Source organism: Nostoc sp. C117 (genome assembly GCF_043099735.1).
In the GTDB taxonomy this organism is placed as follows: domain Bacteria; phylum Cyanobacteriota; class Cyanobacteriia; order Cyanobacteriales; family Nostocaceae; genus Nostoc.
Genome location: NZ_CP170991.1, coordinates 152,501 through 169,849, shown reverse-complemented (window position 1 = coordinate 169,849; position 17,349 = coordinate 152,501). Strand labels below are relative to the sequence as shown.

10 protein-coding genes and 3 pseudogenes (1 of these 13 running past the window's edge) are annotated in these 17,349 nt (G+C 40.5%); 7 read left to right on the top strand and 6 right to left on the bottom strand.

Annotated elements, in window-relative coordinates; genetic code table 11:
* Positions 1–30: 30 nt before the first annotated feature.
* Both ACFG4S_RS02485 and ACFG4S_RS02480 read left to right on the top strand, forming a co-directional pair.
* Positions 31–2,859, top strand: coding sequence for a methyl-accepting chemotaxis protein (locus ACFG4S_RS02485; RefSeq protein ID WP_392533302.1), 2,829 nt, complete (start codon positions 31–33; stop codon positions 2,857–2,859).
* A 185-nt stretch (positions 2,860–3,044) separates the two neighbouring features.
* Positions 3,045–6,032 carry a response regulator gene (locus ACFG4S_RS02480; RefSeq protein WP_392533301.1) on the top strand — a complete coding sequence of 996 codons (2,988 nt, stop codon included), beginning with the start codon at positions 3,045–3,047 and terminating at the stop codon, positions 6,030–6,032.
* 197 nt (positions 6,033–6,229) lie between these two features.
* Here ACFG4S_RS02480 and ACFG4S_RS02475 read toward each other — a convergent pair whose 3' ends face one another.
* The 3 genes and pseudogenes from ACFG4S_RS02475 to ACFG4S_RS02465 all read right to left on the bottom strand — a co-directional run.
* On the bottom strand, positions 6,230–6,511 hold the full coding sequence (locus ACFG4S_RS02475; RefSeq protein ID WP_392533300.1) for a DUF427 domain-containing protein: 282 nt from the start codon (positions 6,509–6,511) through the stop codon (positions 6,230–6,232).
* Between the two features lie 216 nt (positions 6,512–6,727).
* Positions 6,728–7,201 carry a TspO/MBR family protein gene (locus tag ACFG4S_RS02470; protein WP_392533299.1) on the bottom strand — a complete coding sequence of 158 codons (474 nt, stop codon included), beginning with the start codon at positions 7,199–7,201 and terminating at the stop codon, positions 6,728–6,730.
* Positions 7,202–7,937: 736 nt separating this feature from the next.
* Positions 7,938–8,063: pseudogene (locus tag ACFG4S_RS02465) on the bottom strand (glycogen debranching N-terminal domain-containing protein); the annotation flags it as partial.
* Positions 8,064–8,138: 75 nt separating this feature from the next.
* Between ACFG4S_RS02465 and ACFG4S_RS02460 the strand changes: the two are divergent.
* Complete coding sequence (locus ACFG4S_RS02460) at positions 8,139–9,467, top strand: IS701 family transposase (RefSeq protein ID WP_392530294.1); 1,329 nt, start codon at positions 8,139–8,141, stop codon at positions 9,465–9,467.
* Between the two features lie 154 nt (positions 9,468–9,621).
* On the opposite strand, the pseudogene ACFG4S_RS02455 reads toward ACFG4S_RS02460, so the two are convergent.
* Positions 9,622–10,054: pseudogene (locus ACFG4S_RS02455) on the bottom strand (glycogen debranching N-terminal domain-containing protein); the annotation flags it as partial.
* A gap of 729 nt (positions 10,055–10,783) precedes the next feature.
* On the opposite strand from ACFG4S_RS02455, the gene ACFG4S_RS02450 reads away from it, so the two are divergent.
* The 3 genes from ACFG4S_RS02450 to trpE all read left to right on the top strand — a co-directional run bounded on the left by ACFG4S_RS02450 (position 10,784) and on the right by trpE (position 15,121).
* Positions 10,784–12,790, top strand: a complete 2,007-nt coding sequence (locus tag ACFG4S_RS02450; RefSeq protein ID WP_392533298.1) for a DICT sensory domain-containing protein — start codon at positions 10,784–10,786, stop codon at positions 12,788–12,790.
* 223 nt (positions 12,791–13,013) lie between these two features.
* A complete protein-coding gene (locus ACFG4S_RS02445) occupies positions 13,014–13,433 on the top strand; it encodes a photosystem I reaction center subunit II PsaD (protein ID WP_392533297.1) in 420 nt (139 codons plus the stop codon).
* A gap of 155 nt (positions 13,434–13,588) precedes the next feature.
* Complete coding sequence (trpE, locus tag ACFG4S_RS02440; RefSeq protein ID WP_392533296.1) at positions 13,589–15,121, top strand: anthranilate synthase component I; 1,533 nt, start codon at positions 13,589–13,591, stop codon at positions 15,119–15,121.
* A 445-nt stretch (positions 15,122–15,566) separates the two neighbouring features.
* On the opposite strand, the pseudogene ACFG4S_RS02435 reads toward trpE, so the two are convergent.
* Together ACFG4S_RS02435 and ACFG4S_RS02430 are read right to left on the bottom strand one after the other, a co-directional pair.
* Positions 15,567–15,837, bottom strand: a pseudogene (locus tag ACFG4S_RS02435) (hypothetical protein).
* A gap of 63 nt (positions 15,838–15,900) precedes the next feature.
* Entirely contained in the window at positions 15,901–16,173 is a 273-nt protein-coding gene (locus tag ACFG4S_RS02430; RefSeq protein WP_392533295.1) for a high light inducible protein, read from the bottom strand.
* Positions 16,174–16,686: 513 nt separating this feature from the next.
* Here ACFG4S_RS02430 and ACFG4S_RS02425 point away from each other — a divergent pair.
* Positions 16,687–17,349, top strand: partial view of an orange carotenoid protein N-terminal domain-containing protein gene (locus ACFG4S_RS02425; RefSeq protein WP_392533294.1) — the 5' portion only. The gene runs 300 nt beyond the window's last position; 663 of the gene's 963 nt are visible here — the first part of the coding sequence; its start codon is at positions 16,687–16,689; its stop codon lies beyond the right edge, outside the window.

Below are 17,349 nucleotides of genomic sequence, written 5' to 3'. Positions count from 1 at the left end.
TTTATTCACATATTTAGGAGAACTAATCTTATGTTTAATAAAACTGACATGAATAATGGTAGTAGTCCTCAAAATCGAGCATCGCTGATTTCATCTCAAAAAGTTATTGGTAGTGGAGTAAAGCTTCCAGCTAAGTCTATTACTGAAACTGTGAGTAATTCTTCTTTGAGTCAGGCTATTAACTATTTGACAAAGTTGAGCTTAGTTACGAAAGCAACAATTTTGGCGATCGCCATTGGTACAATACCAATATTGGGCATAGGCGCGATCGCTTTTAGCTTTGCGAACAAATCCATTACTAAGCAAATTACCCAGTCTCAACAAGCCGAAGCCACTGGTTTAAGCGATAAAGTTAACCGTTTTATGTTGGGACGCTATGGAGATATCCAAGTCATATCTAGTTTGCCATTTTTGACAAACTATCAAGCTAGTGTAAGCACAAGTAATGAACAAAAGCAAGCAGTTTTTAATCGCATCGTCGAAGCTTACAAAGCTTATGATAGTGTCGCCCTTTTTGATCGTCAAGGCAACTTAATTGTTCAATCTACAGGCGAACTTCCAGAAAACCAGAAAGACCGTAACTATTTTCAAGAGGTTCTGCAAAAAGATGCTCCGGTTATTAGTAATCCAGAAGCAGCAAAAAGTACTGGTATAGTAAGTATTGACATAGCTGCACCGATTAAAGATACAAACAGGAATCAAACTATTGGCGTAGTCAGAGCGCGTATGCCTGTAAAATATTTAGATGAAGTCATCAAAAATTATGGAATTAAAGGCCAACAATACTACTTAATTGATGATTCGGGAAAAGTTTTCTTGAGTTCACAACAGAATTTATTGGGTAAAGAAGCGAAGGCAGAATATCGTAATTTAGCTAAACTGTTAGCAGCAAAAAAAGTAGATAGTTTTATTGAAGTTCCCAAAAGTTATAAAAAACAAGAATTAGTTAGCTATGTTCCATCGACTAACTTAGAAGGGTTACCTGATTTAAACTGGCAGGTACTTCTTTCTACAGACACAGCAATTGTCTTTGAGCCGCAAAGACAATTGTTGTGGATTATAGCAATTGGTACTGGATTGACAGCTTTGATTGTCGCAGCGATCGCATCTCGGTTAGCTAAATTAACTACACAGCCAATTCTGAATGCAAGTGCAGCATTAGCAAAGCTAGTTCAAGGAAAATTGAATACCCGTTTGGACACACAAAGACAAGACGAATTAGGGGTACTGAGTGCGAATATAAACCAGATGGCTGAACAATTACAGGTCTTGGCCAACGAACACGAACTAGATGTTGAAGAGGCAAAATTACTAGCAGATATTACCCTAAAGATTCGGAAAATTCTCACAATTGAAGATATTTCTCAAGCAGCAGTTAAAGAAGTTAAACTAGCTATAAAAACAGACCGAGTAATCATTTATTATCTGAGTCCAGATAATAAAGACGGTGTCGTTGTCGCGGAATCAGTAAGTGGCAATTGGTCAGAAATGATTGGAGTGCAAATCGACCATTCGTATTTTCAGAAATTCCATATAGAAACTTATCGAGATGGTAGAGTCCAAGCAATAGCTGATATTTATCAAGACCAAAAGTTGAGAAATGCCGATGGTTACATTCAACTATTAGAAAAATTTGCCGTCAAAGCTAATTTGATCGCACCGATTATTGTTCAAGACCAACTTTTAGGCTTATTAATTGCTCATCATTGTGAAACCCCTCGAGTTTGGCAACAGCCTGAAATTAACTTGTTTCAACAGATAGCAACGCAAATCGGCTATGCATTAGAAGAAGCCAAGCTACTAGGCGAAATAGAACAAGTCAAGAATGTTGTAGTTAAAGGCTCTCATGAAGAACGGCAAGAAAACGAAGCACTGCAACAACAACTTTTAGAATTACTTGATGACATAGAAGGTGCAGCTAGAGGCGACTTGACAGTACGTGCAGATGTGACAGCCGGGGAAATAGGTACTGTTGCTGACTTTTTTAACTCCATCATCGAAAGTCTGCGGGATATTGTTACCCAAGTTAAACAAGCTGCTACTCAAGTAAATACTGCCATTGGCTCTAACGAAGGAGCCATCCGCCAACTAGCAGAAGAAGCACTCACCCAAGCTGGTGAAATCAACCGTACTCTTGATGCTGTTGACCAAATGACCCAATCGATGAAAGCTGTAGCCGAAAGTGCCGAAAAAGCCGCTTTTATTGCTAACCATGCTGCTCTTAGCGCTACTCAAAGTGGACACGCAATGGATTTAACAGTACAAAACATCCTCTCTATGCGAGAAACCGTTGGTGAAACTGCTAAAAAAGTCAAGCGCCTCGGTGAGTCTTCTCAACAGATTTCTCGCGTGGTTTCCTTAATTAACCAAATTGCCATTCAAACCAACTTACTCGCCATTAACGCCGGGATTGAAGCAGCGCGTGCGGGTGAAGAAGGTCAAGGCTTTGCCGTAGTTGCCGAAGAAGTCGGCGAACTAGCAATCCGCAGCGCCGCTGCTACCCAAGAAATTGAAGAAATTGTTGAGAACATCCAACGAGAAACCAGCGAAGTGGTTCAGGCGATGGAAATCGGAACTAGCCAAGTGGTGGAAGGTACTCGAATTGTAGAGGAGGCAAAGGAAAGTCTAAGTCAGATTTTGGATGTATCGCGTCAAATTGACTCCTTAGTGCAGTCGATTTCCACTGCAACTGCATCTCAGGTAGAAACATCACAAAGTGTTAGCCAATTGATGAAAGATATCGCTGCCGTATCACAACGCACCAGCGATTCTTCTGTTCAGATTTCTGAATCTCTGCAACAAACTGTGGAGATTTCCCAGCAGTTGCAAGAGACTGTGGGAACTTTCAAGGTTAGCTAAGTTCGTCATTTGTCATTGGTTAAAAGATAAGTCCTAACTAATGACTAATGATCCAATACAGTTCCGTGAAGCATATCTTCCTGCTCTTTATTCTCTCTGTGTTCTCTGCAGTTCCTTAAAAAAAATTGACTTTGACAAATAACTTTAGCCTTAACCTAATGACTAATGACTAAGGACAAAAAAGCATGTTAAATGACAAAGAGTTAGAAATCCAGATGCAGTTTCTGGAAGAAGCAACTGATTATTTGAATACCCTAGAAGGGGTATTACTAGAAATCGATACGAGTAACCACATTGATTTAGATAAAATCAATGCTGCACTCCGAGCCGCTCATTCAATCAAAGGTGGCGCGGCGATGATGGGATTTCGATCGCTTAGTGATTTATCCCATCGTCTGGAAGATTCTTTTAAAGTTTTAAAAACTCGAAAAAATTCTTTAGAAATTGATACCCAGTTGCAAAGTTTATTGCTATCTGGAGTTGATTGGCTGCGTCAAATTGTCGAATTGCTTTCACAAGGAAATGTTGTCGAGGAGCAGTGGTTAGCAACTTTTTGTTACCCAATTTTTGATGAGTTGCACGATCGCTTGGGTGACCCCACCCCTGAAGATGCTACAACGATGCTATCCCCAGAAGATGGGCAAGATGTCATTCCTTTGCTATTTGAAACGGAAGTAGAAGAGTGTTTGCAGCGTTTAGAGTCTGTGTTGGCAAATACCCCACAGCTTGGTTTGCAAGAAGAAGTTACCATCATGGCAGCGGAATTGAGCGGTTTGGGGGAAATGCTCCAGTTAGGGGCTTTTAGCAAGCTTTGTGAGTCAGTAACACAGCAATTAGCTACTGCTAGCAGCGATCGCATTCCCGAAATCGCTCAGTTAGCATTGCAAGCATGGCGGCGATCGCAAGCTTTAGTACTGACAAATCAATTAGATAACTTGCCTACAGAAATTAAATTTGCTAGTTCTAACCAATCCCAGCTAATATTAAAAACAGAAGTAATAGAACAGTTTCTTGGGACAGACGGAACTGACGCAGATATCCTGGAGACAGAAATAGTTTCAATATCTACAGAAACTGAGAGTAAAGATGAAACAATTGCTGCTAATTTTACGTTCTTAGATGCAGAATTTGCAGATGATGTTAATGCTGTCAACATTACAGAACATAGTACAATCTTTGCAATAGAAAGTAATACTATAGATGCCAAAATCGGCGTTGCTAAAGAACGGGAAACTCAAGAAAATACTGTTCGAGTTCCTAGTAAACAACTAGAACAAATTAATGATTTATTTGGTGAATTAATTGTTCAGCGGAATGGATTAAATGCTCAATTAGAAAGATTACGCAAACTTGTTCGTAATCTCAACCAGCGAGTACAAACTCTCGACCGAGAAAACCAAGACCTACGTACAGCTTACGATAAAATTTCTACTCAATTTGCCATGCCTGTGACTGGGCAAATACTTGAAAATAACCATACACCAGACGCGCAAAGGGGATTTGATGCTTTAGAAATGGATCGTTATAACGATTTAAATCTGCGATCGCAGGAAGTTATGGAAACCATTGTTCAGGTGCAGGAAGTCTCAACTGATGTGCAATTAAGTGTAGATGATACAGACCAGATTGCTCGCAAAATTAACAAAACATCAAAACAATTACAAACAAAACTCAATCATATCCGGATGCGGCCGCTATCGGATTTACTCGATCGTTTTCCTAGAGCTTTACGTGACTTAAATGTAGAGTATGGAAAAAATGTACACTTAAAAATTGAAGGTGGGAATACTCTAATTGAACGCAGCATTTTAGAAGCTTTGAACGAGCCTTTAATGCACCTATTAAGGAATGCCTTCGATCATGGTATTGAAGACCATTCTACCCGTCATCTTCTTGGTAAACCAGAACAAGGATTGATTGAAATTAAAGCGGCTCATCATGGTAATCGCACGCTGATTAGTATACGTGATGATGGTTGGGGCATTTCTCTAGAGAAAATTCGCAGCCGCGCCTTAGCTATGGGATTGGATGCTTCTCTCATCGCTAACGCTAGTGATGAAGAACTTTTATCACTAATTTTTGAACCAGGTTTTAGCACTTCCAATCAAGTGACAACATTATCTGGTCGCGGTGTCGGTATGGATGTGGTTCGTAACAACTTGAAAATCATTCGAGGAGATGTCAAAGTTGATACGGAACCAGGAGTTGGTACTACCTTCACTCTCTCAGTTCCATTTACACTTTCTGTCGCACGAGTGCTACTAGTAGAAATCAACAAAATGCTATTAGCATTTCCCACAGATGTCATTTCCGAAATATCCTTACTCCAAAACGACCGAGTTTTCCAAATGGCGGGTAGCGAAGTCCTAAATTGGCAAGGAAGCATGTTACCACTAATTCGCTTGAGTCGCTACTTAGAATTTAATTGCTTGCGTTACGATAGCTCAGAACTGGAAACTCCCGCAGCAATTAATACTAACAGCGTGTTAGTAGTTAAAGGTAATAATCAACTGGTAGGAATACAAATAGACCGTTGTTGGGGTGAACAAGAAGTTGCTATCCGCCAAGTCGAAGGAAATATACTTTTGCCTCATGGCTTTAGTAATTGCACAATTCTTGGTGATGGTAGAGTAGTACCACTAGTTAATACCAACGAATTGCTTTATTGGATTGCTACTAATCAGAAGACTTCTAGAGGTACTCAATTACCATCAGCAAGATTAAAGACACCCTTCCTGATATTTGACGAAGAAAAAATATCAGCAATATCTACCAAGTTTAAAGGCACAATCTTGATTGTAGATGACTCAATTAATGTTCGCCGCTTCTTAGCTCTAACCTTGGAAAAAGGAGGGTATCAAGTAGAACAAGCTAAAGATGGTCAAGATGCTTTAGATAAACTCCAAAATGGATTGAGAGTCGAGGCAGTAATTTGTGATATAGAAATGCCTCGCCTTGATGGTTATGGTTTTTTAGGTCGCGTAAATTCAGATGTTGATACGAAAAATATTCCAGTTGCTATGCTAACTTCTCGTAGTAGTAATAAACATCGCCAACTGGCTATGCAATTAGGTGCGAGAGCCTACTTTTCCAAACCTTATAACGAGCAAGAATTACTCCAAACATTAGATGAAATAATTCGTAATGTCACGGAAAAAGCAGCATCTAATTAAAAACTGATAATTCAATTCGGTTGGGTTAAAGGTGATTAGTGGAGATAATTCGTATTTGAAGAAGACGCGATAAATCGCGTCTCTCCATGACGGTTTTGGGTTTATCTAAACTGTATTGGTTTATAATCATGTTTTGATAGGGTGCGTTATGGTTAACACCATAACGCACCGTTTAGCTATTTATCGATTGACCTCATTCATTCAACTTTTACACCCTTCCAGAAGGCGACATAGCCCTCAATATTCTTAGCCTTTTCCTTGGTGCTGGGATAATACCAAGCAGCATCTTTGTTGACTTGTCCATCAACTTCGATACTGTAATAGCTAGCGACACCTTTCCAAGGACAAGTCGTGTGAGTGTTACTTTCTTGAAAGTACTCTTTTTTAATTGTGTCAGATGGGAAATAATGGTTGCCTTCCACAACTACGGTATTATCGCTTTCGGCTAAAACTGCCCCATTCCAAATTGCTTTCGGCATAAGTGACTTTGTAAATAAAGTTTACATATATATTTTTACACTTCCACGGCTACAAGCGTTGGCATACTCAGAAATAAAAAAGACAGGTATCTGTCCTGGGGTAAGCTAATATGCATTTCAATTGCATAGTTATTCCTCAAGACTGTCAAAACTTAATCTTGACTCTGGACTTTTGACAATGAAGTTGTAGTTATAGAGGATTACTAAATGTCTGTTTTAGGCGTCTTGAGGATTGAGGTTCATCATCTGCCAAGTTGTATAAGTTCCAATGGGACTCCAGAGAAAATAAGGAACTAGTAACAGTCCTGCCCAAACAGAAATACTTAAGACTGCAAGTATCAATAAAGCACTAATAATAAAACCTGTGCCACCGAGAATTGTGCCCACTTTTAGGCTGCGAAGTCTAAACATTACAGGTGTATAGGCAATGGTGACAATTTCTAACAGCAGATATAAACCCATGATCAACCAAGTTGAGGTGGTTCCTGGATCTTTTTCCCAGACAATATAAGCCGACCAAGCACCACAAATGAATATTACAGTCCAAATAATGGGAATTGCGCCCTCAAAAGTTAGCCATCTCGGTCTTTGTAAGCGCTTGAACCATTGGCGATCGCCTGGCGTAATCACGTTAGCCGCCAGAGCAACTAAGAAAGCCACACCCCCAATCACCATCCAAGATTTAATCATGCCCTTTATCCTTTACAAGCGCTATCTATCGCTTAAATATCACTCTTTATAGTGTGATTTTGTCAATTTAATTGCTAATTGCTCATCATCCCTGAGTTTGAAACCTTCACATCATTTGGCAGGATTTTAATTTTTGGGCATTGGGCATCTCGAAGAGAAGGGCTAAACGAGAAAATTAAAACTTTTACGGGTTATGTCTTAAAGATCCAACTTTCAGACAAATTAGTTTATTACTTATGATAGTTACTAAAAATTAACTGGATAAGTGAAAGTAGTGGAAGTGATGGATGAGGTAAATATACTTAGCAACTGAGGTTCAAAGCATGGACTCAACAACTGAGGTTCAAATTGTGGACTCGTCCTGGTACCTTCCACTACCGTTGAAAGAGTATGCAATGAGCCGAGTGACTGTCTACTTTTATAGCAATGGCTGGGTGCCAATTAAATATTGTTCTTTACAAAAGGCCATTTTGTTGTACCAGAAAGCAAACCTAGAAGGAAAGGAAATTGTTTTATTTCCTACTGATTTAGACCCCAATAATTTCTCAAGCTCTTTTAACTAAAATGTATTTAGGTAAGCTATTTTGAAAAAACTTTTCAACAAATGAATCGGCTAAAGAGGCGTACACAAGTACGCCTTTATTTTTGAAGAAGGTAGGAGGCAGGTAGATATCTTGCTCGGCTCGCTGAATCACTTGATTGAAAGTACTCTTATCTGAGCTAATGCGGGTAATGTTAAAGATTCTTCCTCAGCCGTAGGTTCCACTAGATGTAAAAGCCTATCTCGTTTTTCTCTTTCAGAACCCCGAACTTCAAATAAATCGACAAAATCTGCATTAAAGCTGATGCTGAATTCAAAACTATCCCTCTTCTGTCACTTTCCGGTTATTCTAAATAAAAGAATAAAAAAAGAAAACCCTGAAAGGTAAGTAGGGCAATGGATGTAGAATTACAAATTTTGAAACATTTGGCAAGAGATGCTCACCCAACAGTTGCGACCATAGATGAATATTGTGCAGAGTATAAAGACCTGTTTAAAGAAGTAAGAAATTATGAATGCTTCAAATATTTACATCTGGGAATAATGTCACAAATTAAAAGAAAATCATTACCAGAGATAGCGAAAGTCGTAAGTATAAACTCCGCACAGTCATTACATCATTTTTTAGCCAATTCAGACTGGTCAGTAGATAAATTAAAACAACTAAGATTAAATAAACTTAAAAAAGCACTAAATGGAAATGCGATTACAGTAGTAATAGATGAAACCGGAGATAGAAAAAAAGGTAAAAAGACTGATTATGTAGCCAGGCAATATCTAGGAAGTGTAGGAAAAGTCGATAATGGAATAGTTTCAGTCAATGCCTATGGAGTTTATTCTAATATAACGTTTCCATTAACTGTAAAAGTATTCAAACCCAAAGGAACGTTAAAAGAGGAGGATAAATATAAAACTAAAATAGAGTTAGCGTCAGACATCATTACAGAATTAATTGAATCAGGTTTTAACATTAAACTGGTACTGGCAGATAGTTTATATGGTGAAAGTAGCCAATTTATTAGAAAAGTAGCTGAATATAAATTAGATTATGTCGTAGCAATAAGAAGTAATCATGGAGTCTGGTTGCCAGCAGGACAAAGCGTTAGGGCTAATAAGTGGTGTAAATTTGAAAGAACATTTAGCAATCAAAAATCAGAAACCCGATACATTAGGGAAATAATTTATGGTAAAAAAAGAGCCATAACTTACTGGGAAATAACTACTGACCCAGAAACCATGCCAGAAAATTCTACAACATTTGTGATGACAAATCTTCAAGGAAAACTCAAAAAAACTTTAGGCGATTTATATGGATTAAGAACCTGGGTAGAATATGGATTTCGACAGTGTAAACAGGAACTCGGCTGGACAGATTATCGGTTCACAAATTTTCAACATATAGAAAGGTGGTGGGAAATTATTTTTTGTGTGTACACAATGATTAGTTTAAATTCTCCAGCCTTCTTAAGCTTAAATAAATCTCGTCAAATTGAAGCTGAGGTTCAAAAAAATAGTGATGTTGATTTTTCTAATCATCAACAATGGAACCATGAATGCGGATGGAAAAATACTCTAAATAATCTGCGTCTCATTGCCCAACCACTCTTACTATTTTGGTTAATTTATCCCTGGATACATATTTTCCCAAATTCTAAATTATTGCTGGGATTCAATCAATTAATTAGTGCAATGAATCAATTTAAAACCTGTTATGCTTCTGGATAATTTCACTTTGTTACTACTTGCTTATCTCGGAGAGTGACAGAAGAGGGCTATAGCGGTTCCTGTTCTGGTGAAGTACACAAGGGCGCTTCGGGATGCCCACTACACAGGAACTTTATTGCTTTAATCTGTACCTCACTCGATAGGGAACTGCTATAACGGTCTTTGTGCTGTAGTTAGATACTTCTATTTCTTCAAAGAGTGCGCCATTGAGTACCATTTCCCGGTGAATTCCCATAGTCTCGGCTCTTAGGCGTTCGTCAATTCTGGGATTGGTACACAAAACTGAGAGTGAGAACCCTTTTTGGATATTACTACTTAAGAGTAGAGGCGATCGCCCTTCAATTTGCAACTCCAAGCGATTGCGATATCGCGTATCACAGCAAAATAATCCTATACTGGGGTTCCTATCGTTGAGGGAACAGCCCGAAATATTCCCTATGGTATCTGCAATCAAAAATAAATCATCATCTTTAAGCGTTAGTTTCGGCTGTGGTCTTTCACTCACAACACAAGGCCATTCCGGGATAGGTAGTTGTTCAGCAGGAATATAAAGTTCTTCCATCCAATAAAATTTTTTCTGGTGTCATCAGCCAAAGATTCTGGTACAGGTCTTTATCCGACTCAGTGCTGAGTGCTGTACATGGGTAGGGGGGCGTTTAGCCCCTCTTGAGTGCTGAGTGAATTAAGAAGTACTCAGTACTTTCGCACTTGGGTTTTTGTCCCGCCACTTGTGGGCGCACTCTTAGCCGAGGCACTCCGAACTCAGCACTCTTTATTGCGTTCAAGAATTCCTTTTAAGAATTCCGACTTTATTTATTGGGTGGCGATTGCCACCCAATAAACTATATATATTGGTTTTAGCGTCTTGCTAAGAGGTAATTAATTTGTGATTATTACCTCTAGCGACAAACTCAAGGCTTTAACTGCTGTTGATCAATTTGGTAAACCTAGTCGAGAATATATAATATTGGGCTTAGTGGTCTATTATTTAAAACATCACAATGCCAGCCAATGGATTAAAAGACTTGGGTAAACAACAAAACGGCTATGGCAAATGACTACGCTATACCAAGGTGCGAAAGACAAATGCATTGCCGTTGTTTCTCTATTTGCCACTCAAGGCTTTTAAATTTTGTAAATAAAGCTGCACCCACTCCTGCTAATTGGTAACAAAGTGTTGCGCTTGCCTGAGCAAAAAGTGCTTTTTAGCGTTGTTTACATATTGAAACTGTCTATTTAACTTGAGAGTCCGTTGGAATTTGTACAATGCAGCTGTGACGTGGATCTTGTTGAGATTGGGCGTTTAACGATAATTCATGAGCATTTCGACTTCAGTGCTGAGTGATCTGCTAAAGTCCCTACCCTACTTGCGGCCCCAGCTATATTTTAAGGCTTCATTAACGGCGCTCTCCCACGCGATGGAAGATCAAGTTTTGGCTGCGACTTTAGCTCAACCCCTTGTAATTGCTAGTTTCCAGCGGGAGAGATTCTACCGCCAAGAAGCTCATCGCTATCAGCGACTTGCCTTGCGGAGTAATCAAATATACGTATTGTCGGCTCCAGAAACTGATTTCATCAACAGTTCAGAACACTACGAAAAGATAGCTTTTGAGCCAGACGATGGCTTAAGTCAGGAGTGGCATTTAGTTGTAATTGCTGACAGTTATGCGACTTGTTTGGTTTGCCGAGAAAACCTTGGTTCTATTGCTAAAAACAAGCAACTACCAGAGGTAAGCCCTAGTCTGGATATGGATACAGCGCGAAGATTTGAGGGAATTTGGACATCTGAAAGGGGGGTTAGTCTCAAAGCAGCCGAATTGCTGTTAGAGAGGATTTTAGTTTACAGACCAGAGCTGGCAACGAAAATTAAGCAGGCACACCAGAGGTTTGGCATTGGGCAACCTAGAAGCTACTTTGGAGCAGAACAGATCAACGAATATGCTTGTGATATTGACACAGATCCCTTTGTGCAACGGTTAGTAACTTACTTGCAAGCTAGTCAGTACAAATTGCACAAAGCCTACCGTTCAATTACTGCCCAAGCACGCAAAGAACGGTTAGTCAACTCCATTAGTACTGCGATTCGGCGATCGCTCGACCCTCACGAAGTTCTCCAAGTGGCAGCACAAGAATTAGGACAACATCTAGAAGCCTGTCGCTGTCTAATTTACCGCGCTCAAGCCACAGATAGCCAAGCCATTATTGAACACGAGTTTTTAACTGCTGGTGTTTTATCTGTTCGTGGACAAACTTGGGAGTTAGAAAACAATTCCTTATTTCGGGACATAATGCAACAAGATGAAGGTGTTTGTGTTACAGATACACTGACTGACCCTCGTGTGACCAATTCGCCGGGACTTTCCTTGATTGCCAAAAAGTTTGCTATTCGTTCTTGGTTAATGGAACCAGTATTTTATCAAGGTCGATTATTGGGTATTGTCGAGTTACACTACTGCCAAATGCCACCCCACGAGTGCCAACCCGGAGAATTGGATTTGGTAAAAGCGATCGCCACCCAAGTGGGAGCAGCTCTCATCCAAGCCGAAGCTTACGCCAATTTAGAAGAACTGAATCAACAGCTAGAAGCTCTAGACCGCACCCGCAGCAACCTCATAGCCATCACTGGACACGAACTTCGTACCCCTCTATCCACCATTCAAGTGTGCCTAGAAAGTCTCGCTAGTGAGCCAGATATGCCGTTAGAGTTACAACAGGTGATGCTCAACACTGCTCTTGCTGACTCAGAGCGAATGCGAAAACTAGTACAAGATTTCCTCACACTTTCCAACTTAGAAAGCGGTCGGGTGGAATGGCATCCAGAATCTCTCAGCTTACAAGAATGTATAGATTTATCCCTCAGCCGAATTCGCAGCCGCTCTTCAACGGAAAAGCCGCCCCAAATTAAGACTCAAATTGCCCAAAATTTACCTTTGGTCAGAGCAGATGGTGATTGGCTAGTAGAGGTACTGGCAAAACTCATAGACAATGCTTGTAAATTTACGCCACCCGAAGGAGAAATCACCATTAAAGCTCGTAACAGCCATCAAATGGTCGAAGTCATCGTGGCGGATACAGGACGTGGCATTGAGCCGAATCGCTTAGAAGTAGTTTTTGACCGCTTCTATCAAGAAGAAGGAGCGCTCCGTCGTACCACTGGCGGCACTGGACTTGGTTTGGCAATTTGCCGTCAAATTGTCAATGGCTGGGGTGGGGAAATTTGGGCTAAATCAAGTGGCAAAGATCAGGGTAGTCAGTTTCACTTCACCATCCCAATTGTTCATAATAGCCACGAGGAAAAGCGGACGAAAGTCAAGAGTAAATAGGAATTGGGGATTGGGGACTTGTACTGAGCAAACTTGTACTGAGTTTCGACTACGCTCAACTACCGCAAAGACGAAGTAGCCGAAGTATTGGGGATTGGTTTTTAACAAAGGACTAATGACCTATGACTAAAAGACTAAAAACTGTTACAGTCTATGACGCGATCGCAATATGATCCTGGTTGCGGTGTTAGGATTCCCTAAAAACGTTGAGAGAATAATCTTTATGGCAGAAACACTCTCTGGAAAAACCCCGCTATTTGCTGGCAGCACTGGTGGCTTGCTAAAGAAAGCAGAAGTGGAAGAAAAGTACGCTATCACTTGGACTAGCCCCAAAGAGCAAGTATTTGAATTGCCTACAGGTGGTGCTGCCACTATGCTCAAAGGCGAAAACCTCCTGTACTTAGCTCGGAAAGAACAAGGCATCGCTTTGGGTGGTCAACTCCGGAAATTCAAGATTACAGACTACAAAATCTACCGGATTTTACCCAATGGAGAAACTACTGCAATTCATCCTGCTGATGGTGTCTTCCCTGAAAAAGTGAATGAAGGCCGTGAAAAAGTGCGTTATGTCCCACGCAGCATTGGGAAAAACCCTAATCCAGCACAACTCAAATTCAGTGGTAAAGCTACCCACGATGTATAGGGACTAGGCATTGGGGAGCAGAGGAACAGAGGAGCAGAGGAGCAGGGGGAAGTTACACCAAGTCTTTCCCCTCTGCCCCCCATCCCCTCTGCACCTCTGCCTCTTGTGCCCCATACCCCATGCCCTATACCCCATGCCCAACCCCTTAAGTATTTATGGTATTCCCCGATTTTTCTGAATTTTCTCAGCTAGCTTTACAAGGCAACTTCGTTCCGGTATATCAAGAATGGGTAGCGGACTTAGATACGCCCGTATCTGCTTGGTATAAAGTCTGTGCAGGTCAGCCCTATAGCTTTTTGTTGGAATCCATAGAAGGCGGGGAAAAACTGGGACGCTATAGTTTAGTTGGTTGCGATCCAGTGTGGGTTTTGGAAGCAAGGGGCGATCGCACGACACAAATAAACCGCGATGGTTCGCAGGTGGTTTTTCCCGGCGACCCTTTTACAGCTTTAGCCGAATGTTTAGCACCTTATCGCCCAGTGAAATTACCACAGCTACCGCCAGGAATTGGCGGGTTGTTTGGGTTTTGGGGCTATGAATTGATTCGCTGGATAGAGCCGCGTGTGCCAATTCATCCACCAGATGAGCGAAATATCCCTGATGGGTTGTGGATGCAGGTAGACCACCTATTGATTTTTGACCAGGTAAAGCGGAAAATTTGGGCGATCGCCTACGCTGATTTACGCAACCCGAAAGTTGATTTACAGGCAGCATATCAAGAAGCTTGCGATCGCGTCGCCCAAATGCTGGAAAAGCTATCTCTACCCCTATCGCCGGAAAAAACTCGATTGGAATGGAATCCACCTGGGAGCAAAGGAGCAGAGGAGCAGGGGAGCAGAGGGGCACAGGAGTATCAGAGTAACTTTACCCGCCCTGATTTTTGTGCCAGTGTCCAAAAGGCAAAAGATCGCATCAAAGCAGGTGATATCTTTCAAGTAGTAATTTCCCAGCGATTATCAACAGCATACACAGGCGAGCCTTTTGCCCTTTACCGTTCTCTACGTCAGATAAATCCTTCGCCTTACATGGCTTATTTTCACTTCCAAGACTGGCAAATCATCGGTTCCAGTCCGGAAGTCATGGTAAAAGCCGAAACAGATCCAGATGGTGGTGGAGCGATCGCCACAGTACGTCCAATTGCAGGAACCCGTCCACGGGGTAAAACCAGCCAGGAAGATGCAGATCTAGCTCAGGATTTACTCCAAGATCCTAAGGAAATTGCCGAACATGTGATGCTTGTTGATTTAGGGCGAAACGATTTGGGGCGTGTTTGCCAAAGTGGTAGCGTCAAAGTTGATGAATTAATGGTAGTTGAACGTTACTCCCATGTAATGCACATCGTCAGTAACGTTGTGGGTAAATTAGCACTTGATAAAACAGCATGGGATTTACTCAAAGCCTGTTTTCCAGCAGGTACAGTTAGCGGCGCACCTAAGATTAGGGCAATGGAAATTATCCACGAGTTAGAGTCTAGTCGTCGCGGTGTTTATTCCGGTGTTTATGGATATTATGATTTTGAAGGACAATTAAATAGTGCTATAGCAATTCGCACAATGGTGGTGCATAATAACACGGTTACCGTGCAAGCTGGTGCCGGTTTGGTAGCTGATTCGGAACCAGAGAAAGAATACGAAGAGACGTTGAATAAAGCTAGAGGTTTATTAGAAGCGATTCGTTGCTTACGTTGAATTTGGAGACTTGGAGACTAGATACTCAAGCAAAACATATACCAGAGATGAAAAGAGAGGACTAATAACTCCAAACTCTAAATTCTAAACTCAGCACTCAACACTCATAAAGGCACATTGATTTTTATTGGTTGATTGCAAAATCGGACTCGATATAAGTACAGTAATAGTTCGATTTGCTGTATGAGAATCCAGACCCGACTTCAAAAGCTGATATATTAATATGCTTCTATTTTGAATTACATAGGTTTTACTTTGAACAGCAAGATGTTTGGAAACAATTTCTGCAACTTCTAAACCTACATATCCACAATAACGGGATAAATTAGGAAGTTTGATAAATCCAATTAACATGAAATTTTTTCCCAAGCTAAGAGAATTCTTTAGATGTATTAAACAGTGAAAAAAGTCTTGTTATCTAAAGCCAAGACTTCAGTTTAACTTACTACAGACAATAAGTTAATAGACTTGCTCTTACTAAGTGGCTGAAATAAATTGTCCAAATAATTCCAGTTACTCCAGCAGCAATTAAGAGATTACTGACAAACCTGCCTAATTCAATTGATTGTCCCACGCAGTTGTCGTCTTTACCAACAGTGAAAAATAAAGATCGGGCTTGATATGTATTGATAGTCTCAAAGAAAGTTGTTGAAATTAGGTCTAAAAACAACTGGTGTAATCAAATCCTGTTTAGGGTAATCAAAATCAGCTTTCATAGTTTGCCTCTAAATAGTTCTATTCGTCAATTGAGGAAAATTCGTAAATTTGAAGTGTGCGATCTAATGGCTAGTTACCCATCCAATTAAACCGTGTCTGTCCATAACTTCGAGAGGTATAAGTGAAGCAAGCATTGGTAAACGTCTGTCGATTTTTTCCGTATATTCGGTAAAACCAGCATCTGAAGAAGCATCGACAACATAAACTTTGGTGTCAATAGCAAATCCATTAACTTGACCCCTTTCGTTAATAGAGAAGTCTCTACCTGTTATTTTTTGCTCGTTGTTTTTATTTATATATAAAAGAATGTAAATTACTATAAATATTTTTTGCAATAAGTTGATATAGAAATAAAAGTAGTAATAACCGTACTCACCAGGTAGGGTCTTTATGATTTGTCAGGTATATACAGTCGTGAAAGTTGGATGGCGATGGCATTGCTGTTGTAAGTAACACATACAGAAATGTCCTAAACAGATCCTATGTATAATTTACTTAAGTAAAACTCATCTTTCATATAAATAAAAACTATCAATAGATAGCTGAGAAAGTATTGCTTATTTGTAACAAACTTGTTATGTTTCTTTACATAAAGATACAAAATCAAAAAAATGCGTGAAACCAGTGTCAAATAGTGGTTTCTAAATAGCTGTTCATTACTGAGTATCAGACTAAACAGGCGCAAAATTACTATGCCTTCACTAGAGCGATGGCGTAGGCGATCGCAACTGTGCTTGCGTCCTCGTTAGTTTTAAGTACCTTTGGTAACAGCTAAACGCATTTCCTTTGTTTGCACATTTGATTTTCACATTCGATAGAACTGTAATTTTCTTTTTGGAATTTCTGTTATGTCTTTTACCCTCCAGTCGGCTCAAAGTATTTTTCCCGGCACCTTAATTGCTGACATTGTTCCAGCTACTATCGAATCATTTAATCAGCTCAATGCTGAAGATCAACTAGCATTACTTTGGTTTGCCTATACAGAAATGGGTAAATCTATCACAGTTGCGGCTCCTGGGGCTGCCAACATGATCCTCGCTCAAGGCATTATGGAACAAATCAAGCAAATGCCTTTTGAAGCTCAAACCCGAGTCATGTATGATTTGGCTAACCGTACTGATACTCCCATCTGTCGTTCCTATGCATCCTTCACCGTAAATATCAAGTTGGGCTTCTGGTATCAGTTAGGAGAATGGATGGCTCAGGGAATTGTCGCTCCGATTCCAGAGGGGTACAAACTTTCTCCTAAAGCGGCTGAAGTGCTGGAAGCAATCCGAGGTGCCGATCCAGGTCAACAAATTACTATCCTCCGCAATACCGTAGTTAGCATGGGATTTGACCCCAACGCTCCTGGTAGTTATAAAAAAGTTTCAGAACCCGTAGCTCCTCCCACGGCACCAGCATTTCGGACTAAGGTCAGCATTGAGGGCATCAACAATCCTACGGTGCTGGGCTACATCAACAACATGAATGCCAATGACTTTGATGCTGCGGTTAGTCTCTTTACCTCC

Excerpts from the sequence above, each read along its gene's own strand:
- ACFG4S_RS02470 (WP_392533299.1), bottom strand. The coding sequence starts at position 7,201 with ATGATTAAATCTTGGATGGTGATTGGGGGTGTGGCTTTCTTAGTTGCT.
- ACFG4S_RS02445 (WP_392533297.1), top strand. The coding sequence starts at position 13,014 with ATGGCAGAAACACTCTCTGGAAAAACCCCGCTATTTGCTGGCAGCACT.
- ACFG4S_RS02450 (WP_392533298.1), top strand. The coding sequence starts at position 10,784 with ATGAGCATTTCGACTTCAGTGCTGAGTGATCTGCTAAAGTCCCTACCC.
- ACFG4S_RS02475 (WP_392533300.1), bottom strand. The coding sequence starts at position 6,511 with ATGCCGAAAGCAATTTGGAATGGGGCAGTTTTAGCCGAAAGCGATAAT.
- ACFG4S_RS02460 (WP_392530294.1), top strand. The coding sequence starts at position 8,139 with ATGGATGTAGAATTACAAATTTTGAAACATTTGGCAAGAGATGCTCAC.
- ACFG4S_RS02480 (WP_392533301.1), top strand. The coding sequence starts at position 3,045 with ATGTTAAATGACAAAGAGTTAGAAATCCAGATGCAGTTTCTGGAAGAA.
- ACFG4S_RS02485 (WP_392533302.1), top strand. The coding sequence starts at position 31 with ATGTTTAATAAAACTGACATGAATAATGGTAGTAGTCCTCAAAATCGA.
- trpE (WP_392533296.1), top strand. The coding sequence starts at position 13,589 with ATGGTATTCCCCGATTTTTCTGAATTTTCTCAGCTAGCTTTACAAGGC.